We start from the raw sequence: 14,473 nt of genomic DNA on the forward strand, positions 1-14,473 counted from the left end.
TCTCCTCCTCACGAATTGCTGTCTCCTCCACCAGCGATCCGCGCCCCTCAGGCAAACGATAACACAGGTGAAGAAAAGGCTGCGCGGAATTTCTCGCGCGCAGCCTTGGCTCGTGTTTACTGGATCTTCGGATTGATCAGTGCATCGATCTTCGGGTCGCTCATATTCGCCTTCGTGACGAGGTTCGCGCCGGTATCGACGTTTTCTTCGACCTTCTCGCCCTTCGAAACCGAAAGCGCGGTCTTTATGCCGTCATAGCCCATGCGATAGGGGTCCTGCACGACGAGACCCGCCAGCGAACCTTCCTTCAGGAAGCCGACGGTCTTTTCGTCACTGTCGAAGGCGATGACCTTGATCTTGTCGCCGAGCTTGTTTTCAGCGATCGCTTGGCCAACACCCTGCCCCAGGATCAGGTTGGAGGCAAAGACCCCGACGAGGTTCGGGTTGGCGGTGATCAGGTCGGTCATCATGTTGAGGCCGGTCGTTGCCTGGCCGTCACCGTATTTGTCGGCAATGACCTTCAGGCCGGGATACTTGGTCTTCACTTGATCCAGGAAGCCTTCGCGGCGCTGCTCGAGCGAGCCGACGCCCGGAAGATTGGTGAGTATCACGACTTCGCCCTCTTCCTTGCCCGTCATTTCCTTGATGGCTGCAGCCAGACCGTCAGCTGCGATACGGCCGCCCTGAACGTTGTCCGTCGTCAGGAACGACTTGAATGCCTTGGAATCGGCGCCAGAGTCGATACCGATGATCGGAACCGATTTGGCCGCTTCGTCGATCGGCTTTCCGAGCGCCTTGAACTCGGTCGGCGAAATGACGACGGCGGCGGGTTTGCCAGCGACGGCGTTTTCAAGAATGCTGATCTGGCCATTGATGTCGGATTCGGCCTGCGCGCCGAGTTCCGGGACGTTGACGCCGAGATCCTTGCCAGCCTTGCGGGCGCCGGCGAGCACGATCTGCCAGTAGAAGGACGTCGTATCCTTGACGATGATCGGGATCGTCACGTCGGCTGCAAAGGATGGGACCGGCATTGCAGTTGCGATGACGGCGGCGCCCGCGAGAGCCGTGAAGGCTCGACGAGACAAAATGGATTTCATGCGCATGTGGGTTCTCCTCTCAGGTGCGTTCTCCTCCAAGAAACCAGACCGCTGAACGCAGGCGGACGATTTTTATCTATAAAAAACAGTTGCCGAAGGAAGCTAGCCGAGACCTTTCCAAATTGCAAGTGGCTAGAGGCCGGCTGCGGCTGTTTCGACTATACTCTCAAGCTCCTGTTTTTTAATAAATTAAACTGCATTCTAAAATAAATATCAGCCGCGAGAGACTTCATGCGGATGCACGACGCCTTTCTTCAGAATAAGATTTCCATACAGACGGAATTCGGTCGTCGCGACGATATAGGCTGCCTTCCTGGCATGCTCGTAGAATGCGAAGCGTTCAAGCTGTGCGATCCGGAAATCGCCAGCCCGCCTACTCACAATCTCCTGGAATTCGGCGCACACCTCCGGCATGGCGCCGGGATCACCGACGACCTCCATGCGCCATGCCGTTTCCGGAACGAACGTGTCCAGCGGCATATGCGTCAGGATCGCTTCGGCCATCTCGGTCGCCGTTACGCCATCGGCACGAATGACATCCGGTCCCATGGTGCTTGAGGGAAAGTTGGCGTCCGCGATGACAATGTCGTCGCCGTGCCCCATGCGCGCTATGGCGCGCAGAAGATCCGGGCTGAGAACGGGATGAATTCCTTTGAGCATCGTCTGGTCCTTAAACGCGCACCGCGTCTTCGCCGAGCGGCGGCGCGACGAGTGTCAGGTGGTCGAATTCAGGGAAGATCGTGTCGGGTAGCGCGGGCTCGAAGAGCTCCATGTTGCGCTTGAGGCTGGATGCCTTTGCCGTACCGATCAGCACGGAAGAAACGGCTGGCTCGCGGAGCGGGAATTGCAGCGCCGGGGCCGCGAGCACAACGCCGTGGCGTTTGGCGATGTCTTCCATCGCGCCCACCTTGGCAAGCACGTGCGGTGTCGCGGGCATGTAGTCGAAATGCGAGCCCGGCACCGGACCAGTCGCAAGGATGCCGGAATTGAAGACGCCACCGACAACCAGAGACGTGCCTTTCTTGTGGCAGAGCGGCAGGAGCTCCGCCACGGCGGAGCGATCGAGCAAGGTATAGCGCCCGGCCATCAGGATGGCGTCGATGTCGGCGTTGCGCATGACATCGAGACAGACAGGAACCTCGTTGACGCCCAGGCCGAAAGCCTTGATCGCGCCCGATGACTTCAGCTCTTCCAGCGCCTTGATGCCGGAATTAAGAAAATTTTTCAGGTGGACTGCATTCTTCGCCGCACCGTGCGTGTAGCTGCCGATGTCGTGGACATAGAGAATATCGACGCGATTGAGCCCCAGCCGCGCATAGCTGAAATCGACCGATCGCATGATGCCGTCATAGGAATAGTCGTAATCGGCATCGAAGGAGAGCGGATCGACATAGCTATAGTCGGGCACCGTACCAGTCGGCACGGGCCGCAAAAGCCGGCCAACCTTGGTCGAGAGCACGTATTCGCTCTCGGGCTTTGCCCTCAGGAAATCGCCCACGTGGCGCTCGGCAAGGCCGAGGCCATACCAGGGGGCCACGTCGAAATAGCGGATGCCGCTCGCCCAAGCAGCTTCCAGCGTTTCCATTGCCTGTTCGCGCGGGCAGGCACGGTACAGGCCACCCAGAGCCGCGGCACCGAAACTGATTTCGGTGACCTTGAGTTCCGTCTTGCCGATTTTCCTCGTCTTCATCTTCCCTCCCCGTGAAGAGCCGATCTGTGTTAGAGCGTTGCTCCCAGATGCCACGGTACGAATTCGTTGTCGCCGTAGCCGAACTCCTCGCTTTTCGTCTTCTTGCCGGAAGCCGTATCGATGATCAGGTCGAAAATTTCGCGCCCCTTGCCGCTGATCGTCGCATCGCCGGTGGCGATCGTGCCGCAATCGATATCCATGTCCTCTTCCATCGAAGCATAGAGCGCCGAATTGCTGGAGAGCTTGATCGAGGGTGCGGGACGACAGCCGAAACAGCTGCCGCGGCCGGTTGTGAAGGCGATCATGTTTGCGCCGCCTGCAACCTGCCCCGTTGCGGAAACCGGGTCGTATCCGGGCGTATCCATGAAAACGAGTCCCGGTGCAGTCACGCGTTCGGCATAGCTGTAGACCGCCGTCAGCGGGGACCGGCCACCCTTGGCGACGGCACCGAGCGATTTTTCAAGAATGGTCGTCAATCCGCCGCGCTTGTTGCCGGGCGAGGGGTTGTTGTCGAGCGAGGCACCATGCAGCCCGACATATTTTTCCCACCAGGCGATCTTGTCGTCGAGCTTCCTGGCCACGTCCTCGTTGATCGCGCGGCTGCGCAGCAGATGCTCAGCGCCGTAGATTTCCGAGGTTTCGGAAAGGATTGCGGTCCCGCCGGCTGCGGCGAGAAGATCGGCTGCGACGCCGAGCGCCGGATTGGCCGTAATACCCGAAAAGCCATCCGACCCACCGCATTGCAGGCCGATGATGATCTCGCTGATGGGGATCGGCGTGCGCCGCTCCCTACCGACATCGGCGGCGATCTCCCGGAGCATCCCCATGGCGCGTTCGACGGCCCGCCGCGAGCCGCCGGCATCCTGAATGTTGAAGTGCCGCTTGGCATTGCCGGCACCGCTTTGGCCGTAGAGCGTCAGCTGGTTTACTTCGCAGCCAAGGCCGATCATCAGCACGCCACCGAAATTGACATGGCGCGTGTAGCCCGCAAGCGTCCGGTGAAGGACCGACATGCCATCACCCGTCGAGCTCATTCCGCAGCCCTGGTCGTGCACGATCGGCACGAAGCCGTCGATGCCCTCGTAATACGGCAGGATGGTGCGATTGGCCTCGTCTGCAATCGCACGGCAGACGGTGGTGGAACAGTTCACGCTGGCGATGACGCCGATATAGTTGCGGGTCGCCGCCCGGCCATCGGCGCGGCGGTAACCCATGAAGGTTCTCGCGCGGTCTTCCGCGGTCGCCGCCTCCGGCGCGGAATTCGCAGTTGCCGCCAGCCGATCGTTCTCGAAATGCAGGTTGTGGCTGTGGATATGATCGCCGGCCTTCACCTCGGCAGTCGTGCGACCGATCGCCTGGCCATATTTCACCACCGGCGTGCCGAGCGGGATGTCGGCGATCGCAACCTTGTGGCCGGGTTCGATTTTCTGCCGGGTCTCGATACCTGCGACGGTCGCTCCGGCTTCGATCGCTGCCGTTGCGACGGCGACGTTATCTCCAGCAGAAAGGATGAGCCAAGGCAGTTTGTCCAATTGTCTTCTCCCTGAGGAATGCGCCCGCTGCATCGGCAAAATGCGCATTGATTTTGTTTTTTATCTACAATAAACATTTTCAAGTCAACGGGAATATTGTTCCTGTGCTCAAGGGAGGCAAACAGCCGCAGATGGCCAGGAAATAGGATAAAGGTCGCAGTCGATTAGCTCCTGCGCGCTTCAGACTTTGCAGGTTGCAAAGTATAAAAGGCACGAGGAAAGAGCGGGGTAACATGGCAAGGCAGAATACGGTCTTCAAGGAAGCCTATAACAGGTATGCTGCTGCTCTGCGCCCGGATGCCGCCTTGCCTTCCGAACCCGAAATCGCTGCGCAGCTCGGCATCAGCCGTAGCACGACCCGCGCGATTTTGACCCGCCTGAACGACGAAGGCATCATCCGGTGGAACAAGCGCCAGAAGATCGTGCTGCGCGTTCCCACCGAGAAAGACCTCTTTCCGTCCGAAGAGACGGATTCGCTGCACGACATCATCGAGCGCAGCTTCATGCAGCGCATTCTGTCAGACGATGCCGCGCCCGGCATGCAGATCAACGAGCTGGAACTGGCTCGTGAGATCGGCACTGGTACGACCAGCGTTCGCGAATTTCTCATCCGTTTCTCGCGCTTCGGCCTCATCGAAAAGCGGCCGAACAGCCACTGGATCCTGAAAGGCTTCACCCGCGAATTTGCACTGGAACTGGCGGATGTTCGCGAAATGTTCGAGCTCCATTCGGCCACCGAATTCGGCAAGCTGCCGCCCGAAAGCGAAGCCTGGGCGGCGCTGGCCGATATCAAGGCCGAGCATCATGCGATGCTCAACGATTTCGATGCGCGCTACAAGGAATTCTCAGCCCTTGACGAGCGCTTCCATCTCTTGATCCACGGCGCCGCGAAAAACCGGTTCATCGCGGACTTCTACGATGCGATCGCGATCATCTTCCACTATCACTACCAGTGGAACAAGGCGTTCGCCCGCCAGCGCAACGGACGCGCCATTCACGAACATCTCGACTATATCGCGGCACTGGAATCACGCGATCAGGCGGCAATCGATTTCTCGTGCCGCCTGCATCTACGTTCTGCGCGCCAGACCCTTCTTCAGTCGCTGCCGCAGAATCCTGCCGAGCCGTCTCCAGCTTAGGCAAGCACAGTCGGCGCGTGGATCTAGTGGGCGGTATAGGCCCCGTCCACGAGATGGTAGCTTCCAGTGATGAAGCTTGCTTGTTCGGACAGCAGAAAGCACACGAGGGCTGCGACTTCCTCCGGCCTGCCGCGCCTGCCCATCGGCTGAAGCGCTTCCATGCGCCGGCTTCCCGCTATCGCCAGATGTTCGGTCAGAAGCGGCGTTTCGATCCAGCCGGGGCCGACGGCATTGATGCGGATGCCCAGTCTCGCATATTCGATTGCGGCAACCTTGGTCAGGCCGACAACCCCGTGCTTGGCGGCCGTGTAGGCTGCAGTAAATGGCAATCCAACCGAACCGAGGGCGGAAGACATGTTGACGATGGCCCCTCCGCCGCGTTGCAGCATGGCGGCAATCTCATGCTTCATGCAGTAGAAGACGCCGTTCAGGTTGACGTTCATCAGGTTGTGCCAATTGTCGAGCGGGTAGTCTGCCGTCGCCTTTCGGGGGCCGTCTATGCCTGCATTGTTAACCGCCAGATGCAGACCGCCGCATGTCTCGACAGCGTAGCCGATCAGCTTTTCCACAGCCCCGGCATCCGTGACATCGACCGCAAAGTCCCGCGCCCGCCCACCCTTTGAACGGATCTCCGCGGCAAGGTTGCGTGCGGCGTCAGCATCGAGATCGGCAATGACAACCTCTGCTCCCTCGTCAGCGAGCTGCCGGCAAATGGCCGCACCTATACCGGACCCTCCGCCGGTTACGAGCGCGATTTTCCCCGTGAAGTCAGGCTTCGTCATCAAGTCCCTCCTCATTATCCCTGCCACTAGTCGAGCAGAGGCATGCCATTGATGCAAGACCTTTCATAACCGCAAGCAACGCGGCCGCTCGTTCTGCGAGCCCTTCACCCATGATGCTCCTGCCCGGCAGCGCCTCGGCCCTTGAAGGACGGCAGCGCAGGTTCAAGGTGAACGAGAGCGTTGCACCTTTCGCCTTTGACGCGAGGCTTGGCCGGTTCGCGCCGGGATGTTAAGACGAAGAATAGGGTCGATCGATTGCTTAGCAGGTAGAGATGGAAAAAAAACACGTTGCGCGCCGGGGGCTCCTGCTGGGCAGTCTGGCGTTGATGGTATCTGGATGTGCTTCAACGACGGGATGGCAGGTGGGGTCGATGTTTTCGTCGACGCCGCGAATCAGCTCTCGCTACCGGCGGCGGCGCGTGCCATATGACGGAAGCGAGCCGCCTGGAACGATCGTGGTCAACACCTACGAGCGCTACCTTTATCTGGTCGAAGGCGGCGGCGAGGCCCTGCGCTATGGCGTTGCAGTCGGCGAGGAGGGGCTGACGCTCAAGGGAAGGGCGACCATCGGGCGGAAGGCGGAATGGCCCTCGTGGATGCCCACAGCCAGCATGATACGGCGCAAGCCGCACCTGGCGCAATATGCCGGCGGTGTTTCGGGCGGACCCCACAATCCGCTTGGCGCCGCTGCTCTTTATCTCTACAGGGGCGGACAGGACACCCTGTTCCGGCTGCATGGAACGAACGAGCCCTGGTTGATAGGGCAGGCGGTTTCCAATGGATGCATTCGCTTGACCAATGAGGACATCGTCGACCTCTACAGCAGGGCTGCGGTGGGAACGCCAGTATTGGTCATATGATGCTTACATTTTGCAACGATAACGCCACGGTCTGTTAGGCATTATGAGGCGCCCGGGACCGCGCAGAGACAAGGTGTGTCCTTTCTGCACTTGGCTTGCGCGTATTTTGCGGCTATTAGTAGAAGCGTTGCCTTCGATAACCTATTCCGTGCTAAGGAGAGGACTACTGATGAGCAGAATTCTGATCATGTGCCTAGTTGCGTTGTTTTCCGTTGCAAGCCTGAGCGCTTGCGGGTCGATCGGTAAGGGCAAGGGGAAGGCCCCGCCGCCCGTAGCGGAAACGGCACCGGCACCAGTATATAAGTAGCAACTAACTGTTGCTGAATGGGAGGGGGCATTCGTGGCCCTTCCCTACATCGTGCAGTCCGGGCTGGACCTGCCTTGCAGCTTGCAGCGCAAAGAATTGGCGTCAAGCGGGGCATGTGTCGGTGCTCGCTCGATACCGGGAGATGAAGTGTAGCGATGACGCTTGCAAAGGGCCGTCTATCACTTGTAATTCTATTCGCTCTCGCGCTCACATCATGCCAGACAGAAGACAAGCCACCGCAACCGCGATTCGTTTCGGACGCGCAAGGAGGGTCTGTTGGCGAATCATCGCAAAAAAGCGATGGCCAGTACTTTATCGAATTCCGCTCGCGCTACGCGCTGAGCTACGGCCACACCTACGTGATTTTCGGGCGGTTGAACAAAGCTGGCGGGATGGTCAATCCGGAGGTCGCGGGGCTTGCTCCGGCGACCAAGGATACGGGCCCCTATGTTCTCGGCCACTTCGTGCCCGTGCCGGCCGAAACCGGGGCCAGTGACGGCGACCTGGAGGAGGCCTACAGGTCGGCAAGCTGGCGCGTCCTTCTCACTCCATCGGAATACAATGAGACCGTCGCCTTCATACGCAAGCTGAAGGCCAAATCCAAGTTTTGGCAGGCTTCGGTTTATAACTGCAACGCTTTCGTAGCAGAAATCGCTCGCTCGATGGGCTATAAGGCGCCCAGCATCTGGCTCCGCCCGCAACAATTCGTGACGCAGCTTCGAGAAATGAACACCTAAGTGCGAGGCGGGCAAGCTGCTATACCGCTTCTCCATCCAGTCGGTTGCAGGACGCAGAAGCGCTCTGGAGACTTAAATTGAGCATAGCTGTTGTGGGCAAGATCCTGTGGGTGCTCGGCGTCGTTGCCTGGTATATCATCCGCTATCCCTTCGAGCGCCGCGCCAAGCGCGTGCGTGTCGTCAGTCACCGCCGTTCTCGTATCGAGAAGATCGGGCTTGCGTCGGCGCTGCTCGGACTTGCGATCGTGCCGGGGTTCTATGTCGCCACCGGCATGCCGCAAGCAGCCGATTATCCGGCCCGCGCTTGGGCGGTGGCCGTCGGGGTGGTGCTCTTTGCCGCCGCCATGTGGGTTTTTCGCAGAACCCACAAGGAACTCGGCCGCAACTGGTCCATCACGTTGGAGATCCGCGACCAGCATCAGCTGATTTGCAGCGGTCCCTACGCTTTCGTCCGCCATCCCATGTACACGTCTTTCCTGCTGATGGGTCTCGGCCAGGCCTTTCTGCTGTCGAACTGGATCGTGGGGCTTGCTGGTTTGATCGGCTTCGCAATCCTCTTTTTTCTACGGGTGGACAAGGAAGAGCGTATGATGCTGGAGATTTTCGGCGCGCAATATCGCGCCTATATGGATAGGACCAAGCGAATTATTCCCTACCTTTATTAGAGGAGGCATGATGCGAGGCCGGACCATCAAGCTTTCGGCGGCACGGCGCCTTGTCGGGGATCTGATGCGGTTCTCGATCGGAGTGCCGCGGGTCACTGTGCAGCGGCAGATGAACCTCGGCCCGCTTCAGAAGGCCAGAATGGCGCAGTCAAGCAGGCCCTCCTGGACCGTACTCTTCTTGAAGGGATACGCGCTTCTCTCCCAGGAGACACCGGACCTTAGGCGCGCTTACATCAAGTTCCCGAGAGCTCAGCTCTATGAATATCCGGAAAGCGTGGCCTCGATTGCCCACGAGCGCGAATATGGCGGCGAGCGGGTCGTCTTGCTGAGCTTGATCAAGGCCCCCGAGCGGCGGCCGATCGCCGAACTCGAGGCCTTGATCCAGGCGGCGCGCTCGCGCCCTGTCCTGGAAATCAAGGAGTTCCGGCGTGCATTGAAGTTTGCCCGTGCGCCGGCGCCTTTGAGGTGGCTGTTGATGTGGCTCGGGCTGAATATCGGGCGGCAGCGTGCCCGCCGGTTCGGCACTTTCCAGCTGTCGGTCTATTCCGGCCTGGGGGCAGAGTCACTCAACCCCCTTTCGCCTTTGACCACGCTCTTCAATTACGGCCCGATCTCCGCAGATGGATCGGTCACGGTCCGGATCCACTACGATCACAGGGTCATGGACGGCGCCAATGTCGCACGGGCGCTGGAGCGGTTCGAAAAGATATTGAACGGCGAAGTCGCCAGCGAAGTAAAGAGCATCGCCCCACTGGGTGCTGCCGCTCTCGATACGGCGGCTTCAGGGACGGCAATATGATCATGCAGAGTGAGTTTCGTCCGGCGGCAGTGGTGGTCGGTGCGTCGCGCGGCATCGGCAGGGCAATTGCAAAGGTTGTCGCCCGGGAGCATGGGGCCGTCGTTGTGCTCGTTGCGCGCTCGCCTGAAGGTCTGGCTGCTGCGGCGGCCGACGTGCGGGCGGCGGGCGGCGAGGCATTCACGCTGGAATTGGATCTCCTTGTGGCCGATGCCTCGGCGCATTTGCAGGACTTCCTGTCTGCAAACGGTTTGTTCTGCGATGTCCTGGTCAACAGCGCCGGATACGGATTGCGCGGTGCGGCAACGCTCCTTCCGGTCGAAGATCAGCTTGGCATCATAGATCTCAACATACGAGCCCTCAGCGACCTGACCCTTCGCTTCCTGCCGGGAATGGCAGCGCGCGGGCGTGGCGGCGTGCTCAATCTCGGTTCCATAGCCGGATTCACGCCCGGGCCGAATATGGCCCTGTATTATGCGAGCAAAGCTTTCGTGCGCTTCTTTTCGGAAGCGCTTCATCAGGAATTGCGCCGCACGGGCGTGACCGTCACATGCGTTGCGCCGGGACCGGTGTCGACCGAGTTCCTCGAAAAATCCGGCGCCGGCCGAGCACAGCTTTTCAAGATATTGCCGAAGCTCGATTCGGACTATGTGGCCGAACGGGCCTGGCGCGGCTTCAAATCCGGCCGCCGCCTTGTAGTCCCCGGCATCTCGGCCAAGCTTGTCGCCCTGGCGGCCGCCCTGCTGCCCTCCGCCGCAACACTTCCCCTGATCGGCCGCCTGCAGCGCCGCAGCAGCGATCCCTGCCCCTGCGGCTCCGGCAAGACCTTCAAGGAATGCTGCCGCATTCGCCATCGGGGGATTGCCGCCGGAGACAGTTGATTGGCGTTGGCAGCGTCAGGAGGCACGCTTGCGGATTTCCCGAGTTGCGAACACATTTGCGTTATCTTCGCTTTCCAAAGTTACGGTGATCTGCGCCAAGTTACTGTTATCAGACGACAAATGTTGTGCGCGGTCTGCGCCATGCTACGCTAGTGGTGGCCGCCGATTTGCTTTCATCTGCTTACCCGGCTTCAAACCGATCGTCGGGTAAGCAGAACACCGAATCCGCAAAAAACGCCGGTGCAGCCGGGCTTCGCGACATCCAAAATTGATCTAAGTTATTGATGTCGCGTGCGATATCGAAGAAACCAAACCTCGCTTTCATGACGCGCCATCGTGGCCGCTATCGCCTCCTCATGAATAGCCGGATGGTTTCGAGACCTAAACCCGCAACCGCGGCACTCATGGCGCTCGCCTCCGCTAGGCAGCTCCCCACACCTTTCCCGGACGGGCTCGACGGCTGCTGCACCACTTCCGGCCCATGCCAACGAACTCCTGAAGATCGCGTCAAATGACCTCTTGTCACATTTCGAATACACGACCTAGGCCATACTGGGACAAGGGCCCCGATGGCGTGATTGCCCCGAAACCTTACTTGCCACCAGATCTCCACGATCATGTATATACCACGCAGGACGCAACTATCCGTGCCTTGCTGAAATCCTATTCGACAGAGGAAAGCTAAGCCGATGAAAAGGACCAGCCTTATACTCTTTGCGCTCATGTTCGCGGTCGAACCTTCATTCGCAATCGAGCGGTTGAATGCCGGTTCGACGACCTGCGCCGCCGTTCAGCGGATTATCGCCCGCGATGGAGCGGCCATCCTGCGTTATCCATCTGAGAGAGTACCTGATATGACGCTTTACAAACGATACGTGCGTAATAAGGCCCAGTGCGACAGCGATGATGAAGCCGCACCGACATCAGTCAAGACCGCTGACGAGCCACGATGCCGCCTGGCGCGTTGCCGATCATCTTCACACAATCAATCGACGTCCCGATGACAGGTGTTGCCTTCTTTGAACGGATCCGGCGATCACCAATCGGAGTAAATAAACCTGGCGCACCGGCGAGAAGTCACCTGCTATACGTCATGTTTGGCACTCGTCGATGCACTCGGCTTTGAAATCGTGAAGCGCTGAAAGAAATAATCGAGCGAGTATGCGTCACGCATATTCTTCGCAACATCCTTCATATGTGGCCAAAAGCGGACATGGGATACTCTGGCAAAAGCCAGCATGGCCGCTGCCCATGGCTAAACTTGATGATGCGAAGGCTTACCTCGTCGCAAACGGTCTATCAGGCTCCCGGTAAATAGCCGTGTCTAATCTGGCCTAAAGAACTGATTTACTTCAAGAAAAGTGGTGCCGCTTACGTGACTCGAACACGTGACCCCATCATTACGAATGATGTGCTCTACCGACTGAGCTAAAGCGGCAACTTGGCGGCCTGTGCGGCCGCGATTTGCATGGCGCTGATACAGGCATTGTTTGAAGATTTCAAGCGCCCTGTCGTGCCTTTGAAAAAAAAGACGCTCCGCTGTGGAACGTGGCGTGGCTCAGAGCGCGAGGCGTGTGCGCTCTGCCCGGTATTCGCTTTCCAGCCTGTCGACGAGCTTGGCGACCGGCTCAACCGCCTTGATCGCGCTGATGCCCTGGCCGCTGCCCCAGATGTCTTTCCAGGCCTTCGCGCCGCCGACTGCCTGCTCGAAATCCATCTTCGATGCGTCCGCCACCGGCAGGTTGTCCGGGTCGAGGCCGACGGCCTGGATCGATGGTTTCAGGTAATTGCCATGCACGCCGGTGAAATAATTGGAATAGACGATGTCGTTTGCAGCGCCGGCGACAATCGCCTGCTTGTAGGCGTCGGCGGCGCGCGCTTCCTCGGTCGCGATAAACGGCGTTCCGATATAGGCCATGTCCGCCCCCATCGCCTGTGCTGCAAGGATCGCGCCGCCGGTGGCGATTGCGCCTGCCAAAAGCAGCGGCCCGTCGAACCATTCACGGATTTCCTGCACCAGAGCGAAGGGTGACAGCGTGCCGGCATGCCCACCGGCGCCCGCCGCCACCGCAATCAGTCCGTCGGCACCCTTCCTAATCGCCGAATTGGCGTGGCGGTTGTTGATGACGTCGTGGAGCACGATGCCGCCATAGGAGTGTACGGCCGCATTCACCTCGGGCACGGCACCGAGCGAAGAGATCACGATCGGCACCTTGTATTTGACGCAGAGGCGCAGGTCGTGCTCCAGCCGCTTGTTCGACATGTGGACGATCTGGTTGACGGCAAAGGGTGCTGCCGGCCTGTCCGGATTGGCGGCGTTGTGGGCCGCGATGTCTTCGGTGATCATTGCCAGCCATTCGTCGAGCTGGCTTTCCGGCCGGGCGTTCAGTGCCGGAAAAGCGCCGATCACGCCCGCCTTGCATTGCGCCAGCGTCAGGGCCGGATGCGAGATGATAAAGAGGGGTGAAGCAAGGACCGGCAGTCTCAGGTTTTCCGTAAGGATTTTGGGAAGGGACATCGCGTTCACCATTCAATTGACGTTTACGAAAACGTCAATCTGATAGCAGACTTGATGAGCGAGGAAAAGGGCATGCTTGAGTGCCGAGCTGTCGACTCCGCAGAGATTTGGTTGTCGAGATAAGTGGGCAAAGGGTGGGGTAAGGAGCATATTTATTGCCTGCGATGTGAAATGCTGCCAGCCGCAAGACTTGCGGTTTTCAACCATTGACGCTACCGAGTTTTGTTAGGCATTTGTAAAGATTTCAGGGTGATGCCTGATGCCAGCATGAAGGATCGGATGTGAGCGGATTAGAAACGGCAATCAGAACGGCGCTTAACAACTCCGATCGCGATAATCCGGAAGTCCGTGCAAGGATTTATCAATCGGCCCGCCAGGCGCTGGAGGCCGGCCTTCGCAAGCAGGATATCACTGACCGGGACGCGATTGCGCATCATCGTCATCGGCTCGAAACGACCATTCACATGATCGAGGCAGAAGAACGCGAGCGCCTGCATCCGCGCCAGGGTCCACCGGAAGTGCCCGTTCCGCCCGTCGCCGAAATCCCGCCGCCGGTCAGGCACGACGAGCGCTTTGAACATGACGCGCCTCAGGTCGGCGGTGAAACACGAGGCTATTCGGCAAGGCCTGCCTACGACGAGTCGAGGCTTGATGACGTCCATGCCGCTGCGTCCGATCATCTCGGCGCTGCGCCTCAGACCGGCGATGGCCTTGCACCCGAAAGCCGCCCCTCCGCCCATATGGATTTCCGGCCGGAGGGGGCTGCAAAGCGCCGCAAGCCGCGAAAATTCTTCTCGCGGCTGCTTGTCTGGTGCGTGCTGATCGCCTTCATCGGCATGGGGGCCTGGTGGGCTTATAAATCCGGCCTCTTCCTGACGGCGGCCGAGCGCGACACCAGCGTCGCCAATCCGCCTGCCAGTACCGAGCCGGAAGACTTCGACGGTGCGGACGAAGGTGCTGCGAACACGGCGCCGCATGTCGATCAGCCGGTCACGATCGACCCGCAGAACAGCTTTTCTGCGGAATGGATTGAGATATTCAAGCCTTCGGACGCTGCCAAGATCGAAAGCGGCCCGCGGGCACGGACGGAAAACATCGCCGAAAACGATGGTCCGGCCGTTCGTTTGATCTCGGAAAGCAACGGCGCCGATGGCAATATCGGCATCAGCGTTCCGAAAGACGTACTTCGAGAGCTCGCCGGCAAATCCTCGACGATCGCGATCACGTTGCAATCGACGAGCGACGAGCCGACGCAGGTGATGGTCGAATGCAATTTCCAGACGCTCGGCAATTGCGCCCGCCATCGGTTCAGCGTCACCCGCGAAAAGTCCGACGCTCTGCTTCAGGTTACCTTCGACCGGTCGTCGGCGCCGAGTGGCGATGGCAGGCTGATGATCAACAGCGATGTCGACGGCAAGGCGCGAGGCATCAACCTCTACGCCGTGCGCATCCTGCCGGGGCAGTGACCC

At 59.5% G+C, this 14,473-nt stretch carries 14 protein-coding genes and 1 tRNA gene; 8 read left to right on the forward strand and 7 right to left on the reverse strand.

The genetic code is table 11. The annotated features are described in order from the left end of the window. Window positions 1-116: 116 nt before the first annotated feature. From QA644_RS00670 to QA644_RS00685, 4 genes are all read right to left on the reverse strand, one after another. A complete protein-coding gene (locus QA644_RS00670; RefSeq protein ID WP_283070608.1) occupies window positions 117-1,103 on the reverse strand; it encodes an ABC transporter substrate-binding protein in 987 nt (328 codons plus the stop codon). A 207-nt stretch (window positions 1,104-1,310) separates the two neighbouring features. Continuing rightward, window positions 1,311-1,757 (reverse strand): RbsD/FucU domain-containing protein, encoded by a 447-nt coding sequence (locus QA644_RS00675; protein ID WP_283070609.1) that lies wholly within the window; start codon window positions 1,755-1,757, stop codon window positions 1,311-1,313. 10 nt (window positions 1,758-1,767) lie between these two features. Beyond that, window positions 1,768-2,787, reverse strand: a complete 1,020-nt coding sequence (locus tag QA644_RS00680) for an aldo/keto reductase (protein ID WP_283070610.1) — start codon at window positions 2,785-2,787, stop codon at window positions 1,768-1,770. Between the two features lie 29 nt (window positions 2,788-2,816). Further along, entirely contained in the window at window positions 2,817-4,319 is a 1,503-nt protein-coding gene (locus tag QA644_RS00685; RefSeq protein ID WP_283070611.1) for an altronate dehydratase family protein, read from the reverse strand. 233 nt (window positions 4,320-4,552) lie between these two features. Here QA644_RS00685 and QA644_RS00690 point away from each other — a divergent pair, with 233 nt between their 5' ends. Continuing rightward, window positions 4,553-5,458: a GntR family transcriptional regulator gene (locus tag QA644_RS00690; RefSeq protein WP_074066535.1), complete on the forward strand. Its 906-nt coding sequence runs from the start codon at window positions 4,553-4,555 to the stop codon at window positions 5,456-5,458. A gap of 23 nt (window positions 5,459-5,481) precedes the next feature. Here QA644_RS00690 and fabG read toward each other — a convergent pair whose 3' ends face one another. Next, complete coding sequence (gene fabG / locus QA644_RS00695) at window positions 5,482-6,240, reverse strand: 3-oxoacyl-ACP reductase FabG (RefSeq protein WP_283070613.1); 759 nt, start codon at window positions 6,238-6,240, stop codon at window positions 5,482-5,484. Window positions 6,241-6,512: 272 nt separating this feature from the next. On the opposite strand from fabG, the gene QA644_RS00700 reads away from it, so the two are divergent. From QA644_RS00700 to QA644_RS00725, 6 genes are all read left to right on the forward strand, one after another. Continuing rightward, window positions 6,513-7,100, forward strand: coding sequence for a L,D-transpeptidase (locus QA644_RS00700; RefSeq protein WP_283070614.1), 588 nt, complete (start codon window positions 6,513-6,515; stop codon window positions 7,098-7,100). A gap of 169 nt (window positions 7,101-7,269) precedes the next feature. Next, on the forward strand, window positions 7,270-7,407 hold the full coding sequence (locus QA644_RS00705) for an ABC transporter (RefSeq protein ID WP_074060058.1): 138 nt from the start codon (window positions 7,270-7,272) through the stop codon (window positions 7,405-7,407). 155 nt (window positions 7,408-7,562) lie between these two features. Then, window positions 7,563-8,144, forward strand: a complete 582-nt coding sequence (locus QA644_RS00710) for a hypothetical protein (RefSeq protein ID WP_283070615.1) — start codon at window positions 7,563-7,565, stop codon at window positions 8,142-8,144. Window positions 8,145-8,221: 77 nt separating this feature from the next. Further along, window positions 8,222-8,809 carry a protein-S-isoprenylcysteine O-methyltransferase gene (locus QA644_RS00715; RefSeq protein WP_283070617.1) on the forward strand — a complete coding sequence of 196 codons (588 nt, stop codon included), beginning with the start codon at window positions 8,222-8,224 and terminating at the stop codon, window positions 8,807-8,809. 10 nt (window positions 8,810-8,819) lie between these two features. Next, complete coding sequence (locus QA644_RS00720; RefSeq protein WP_283070618.1) at window positions 8,820-9,608, forward strand: hypothetical protein; 789 nt, start codon at window positions 8,820-8,822, stop codon at window positions 9,606-9,608. Next, a complete protein-coding gene (locus tag QA644_RS00725) occupies window positions 9,605-10,486 on the forward strand; it encodes an SDR family NAD(P)-dependent oxidoreductase (RefSeq protein WP_283070619.1) in 882 nt (293 codons plus the stop codon). Before QA644_RS00720 ends, QA644_RS00725 begins: the two co-directional genes overlap by 4 nt. 1,362 nt (window positions 10,487-11,848) lie before the next feature. On the opposite strand, the gene QA644_RS00730 is transcribed toward QA644_RS00725, so the two are convergent. Together QA644_RS00730 and QA644_RS00735 are read right to left on the reverse strand one after the other, a co-directional pair. Then, window positions 11,849-11,924 (reverse strand) — tRNA-Thr (locus QA644_RS00730). Between the two features lie 120 nt (window positions 11,925-12,044). Beyond that, a complete protein-coding gene (locus tag QA644_RS00735) occupies window positions 12,045-13,004 on the reverse strand; it encodes a nitronate monooxygenase family protein (protein WP_239595694.1) in 960 nt (319 codons plus the stop codon). Window positions 13,005-13,285: 281 nt separating this feature from the next. On the opposite strand from QA644_RS00735, the gene QA644_RS00740 reads away from it, so the two are divergent. Continuing rightward, entirely contained in the window at window positions 13,286-14,470 is a 1,185-nt protein-coding gene (locus tag QA644_RS00740) for a regulator (RefSeq protein ID WP_283070621.1), read from the forward strand. The last annotated feature ends 3 nt before the right edge of the window (window positions 14,471-14,473 follow it).

It is taken from the genome of Rhizobium sp. CC1099, assembly GCF_029714385.1.
Classification (GTDB): Bacteria; Pseudomonadota; Alphaproteobacteria; order Rhizobiales; family Rhizobiaceae; genus Rhizobium.

What these genes read in the sequence shown, in the direction of transcription:
- fabG (WP_283070613.1), bottom strand. Translation starts at nt 6,240, where the DNA reads ATGACGAAGCCTGACTTCACGGGGAAAATCGCGCTCGTAACCGGCGGA.
- QA644_RS00680 (WP_283070610.1), bottom strand. Translation starts at nt 2,787, where the DNA reads ATGAAGACGAGGAAAATCGGCAAGACGGAACTCAAGGTCACCGAAATC.
- QA644_RS00735 (WP_239595694.1), bottom strand. Translation starts at nt 13,004, where the DNA reads ATGTCCCTTCCCAAAATCCTTACGGAAAACCTGAGACTGCCGGTCCTT.
- QA644_RS00675 (WP_283070609.1), bottom strand. Translation starts at nt 1,757, where the DNA reads ATGCTCAAAGGAATTCATCCCGTTCTCAGCCCGGATCTTCTGCGCGCC.
- QA644_RS00705 (WP_074060058.1), top strand. Translation starts at nt 7,270, where the DNA reads ATGAGCAGAATTCTGATCATGTGCCTAGTTGCGTTGTTTTCCGTTGCA.
- QA644_RS00720 (WP_283070618.1), top strand. Translation starts at nt 8,820, where the DNA reads ATGCGAGGCCGGACCATCAAGCTTTCGGCGGCACGGCGCCTTGTCGGG.
- QA644_RS00725 (WP_283070619.1), top strand. Translation starts at nt 9,605, where the DNA reads ATGATCATGCAGAGTGAGTTTCGTCCGGCGGCAGTGGTGGTCGGTGCG.
- QA644_RS00700 (WP_283070614.1), top strand. Translation starts at nt 6,513, where the DNA reads ATGGAAAAAAAACACGTTGCGCGCCGGGGGCTCCTGCTGGGCAGTCTG.
- QA644_RS00670 (WP_283070608.1), bottom strand. Translation starts at nt 1,103, where the DNA reads ATGCGCATGAAATCCATTTTGTCTCGTCGAGCCTTCACGGCTCTCGCG.
- QA644_RS00710 (WP_283070615.1), top strand. Translation starts at nt 7,563, where the DNA reads ATGACGCTTGCAAAGGGCCGTCTATCACTTGTAATTCTATTCGCTCTC.
- QA644_RS00690 (WP_074066535.1), top strand. Translation starts at nt 4,553, where the DNA reads ATGGCAAGGCAGAATACGGTCTTCAAGGAAGCCTATAACAGGTATGCT.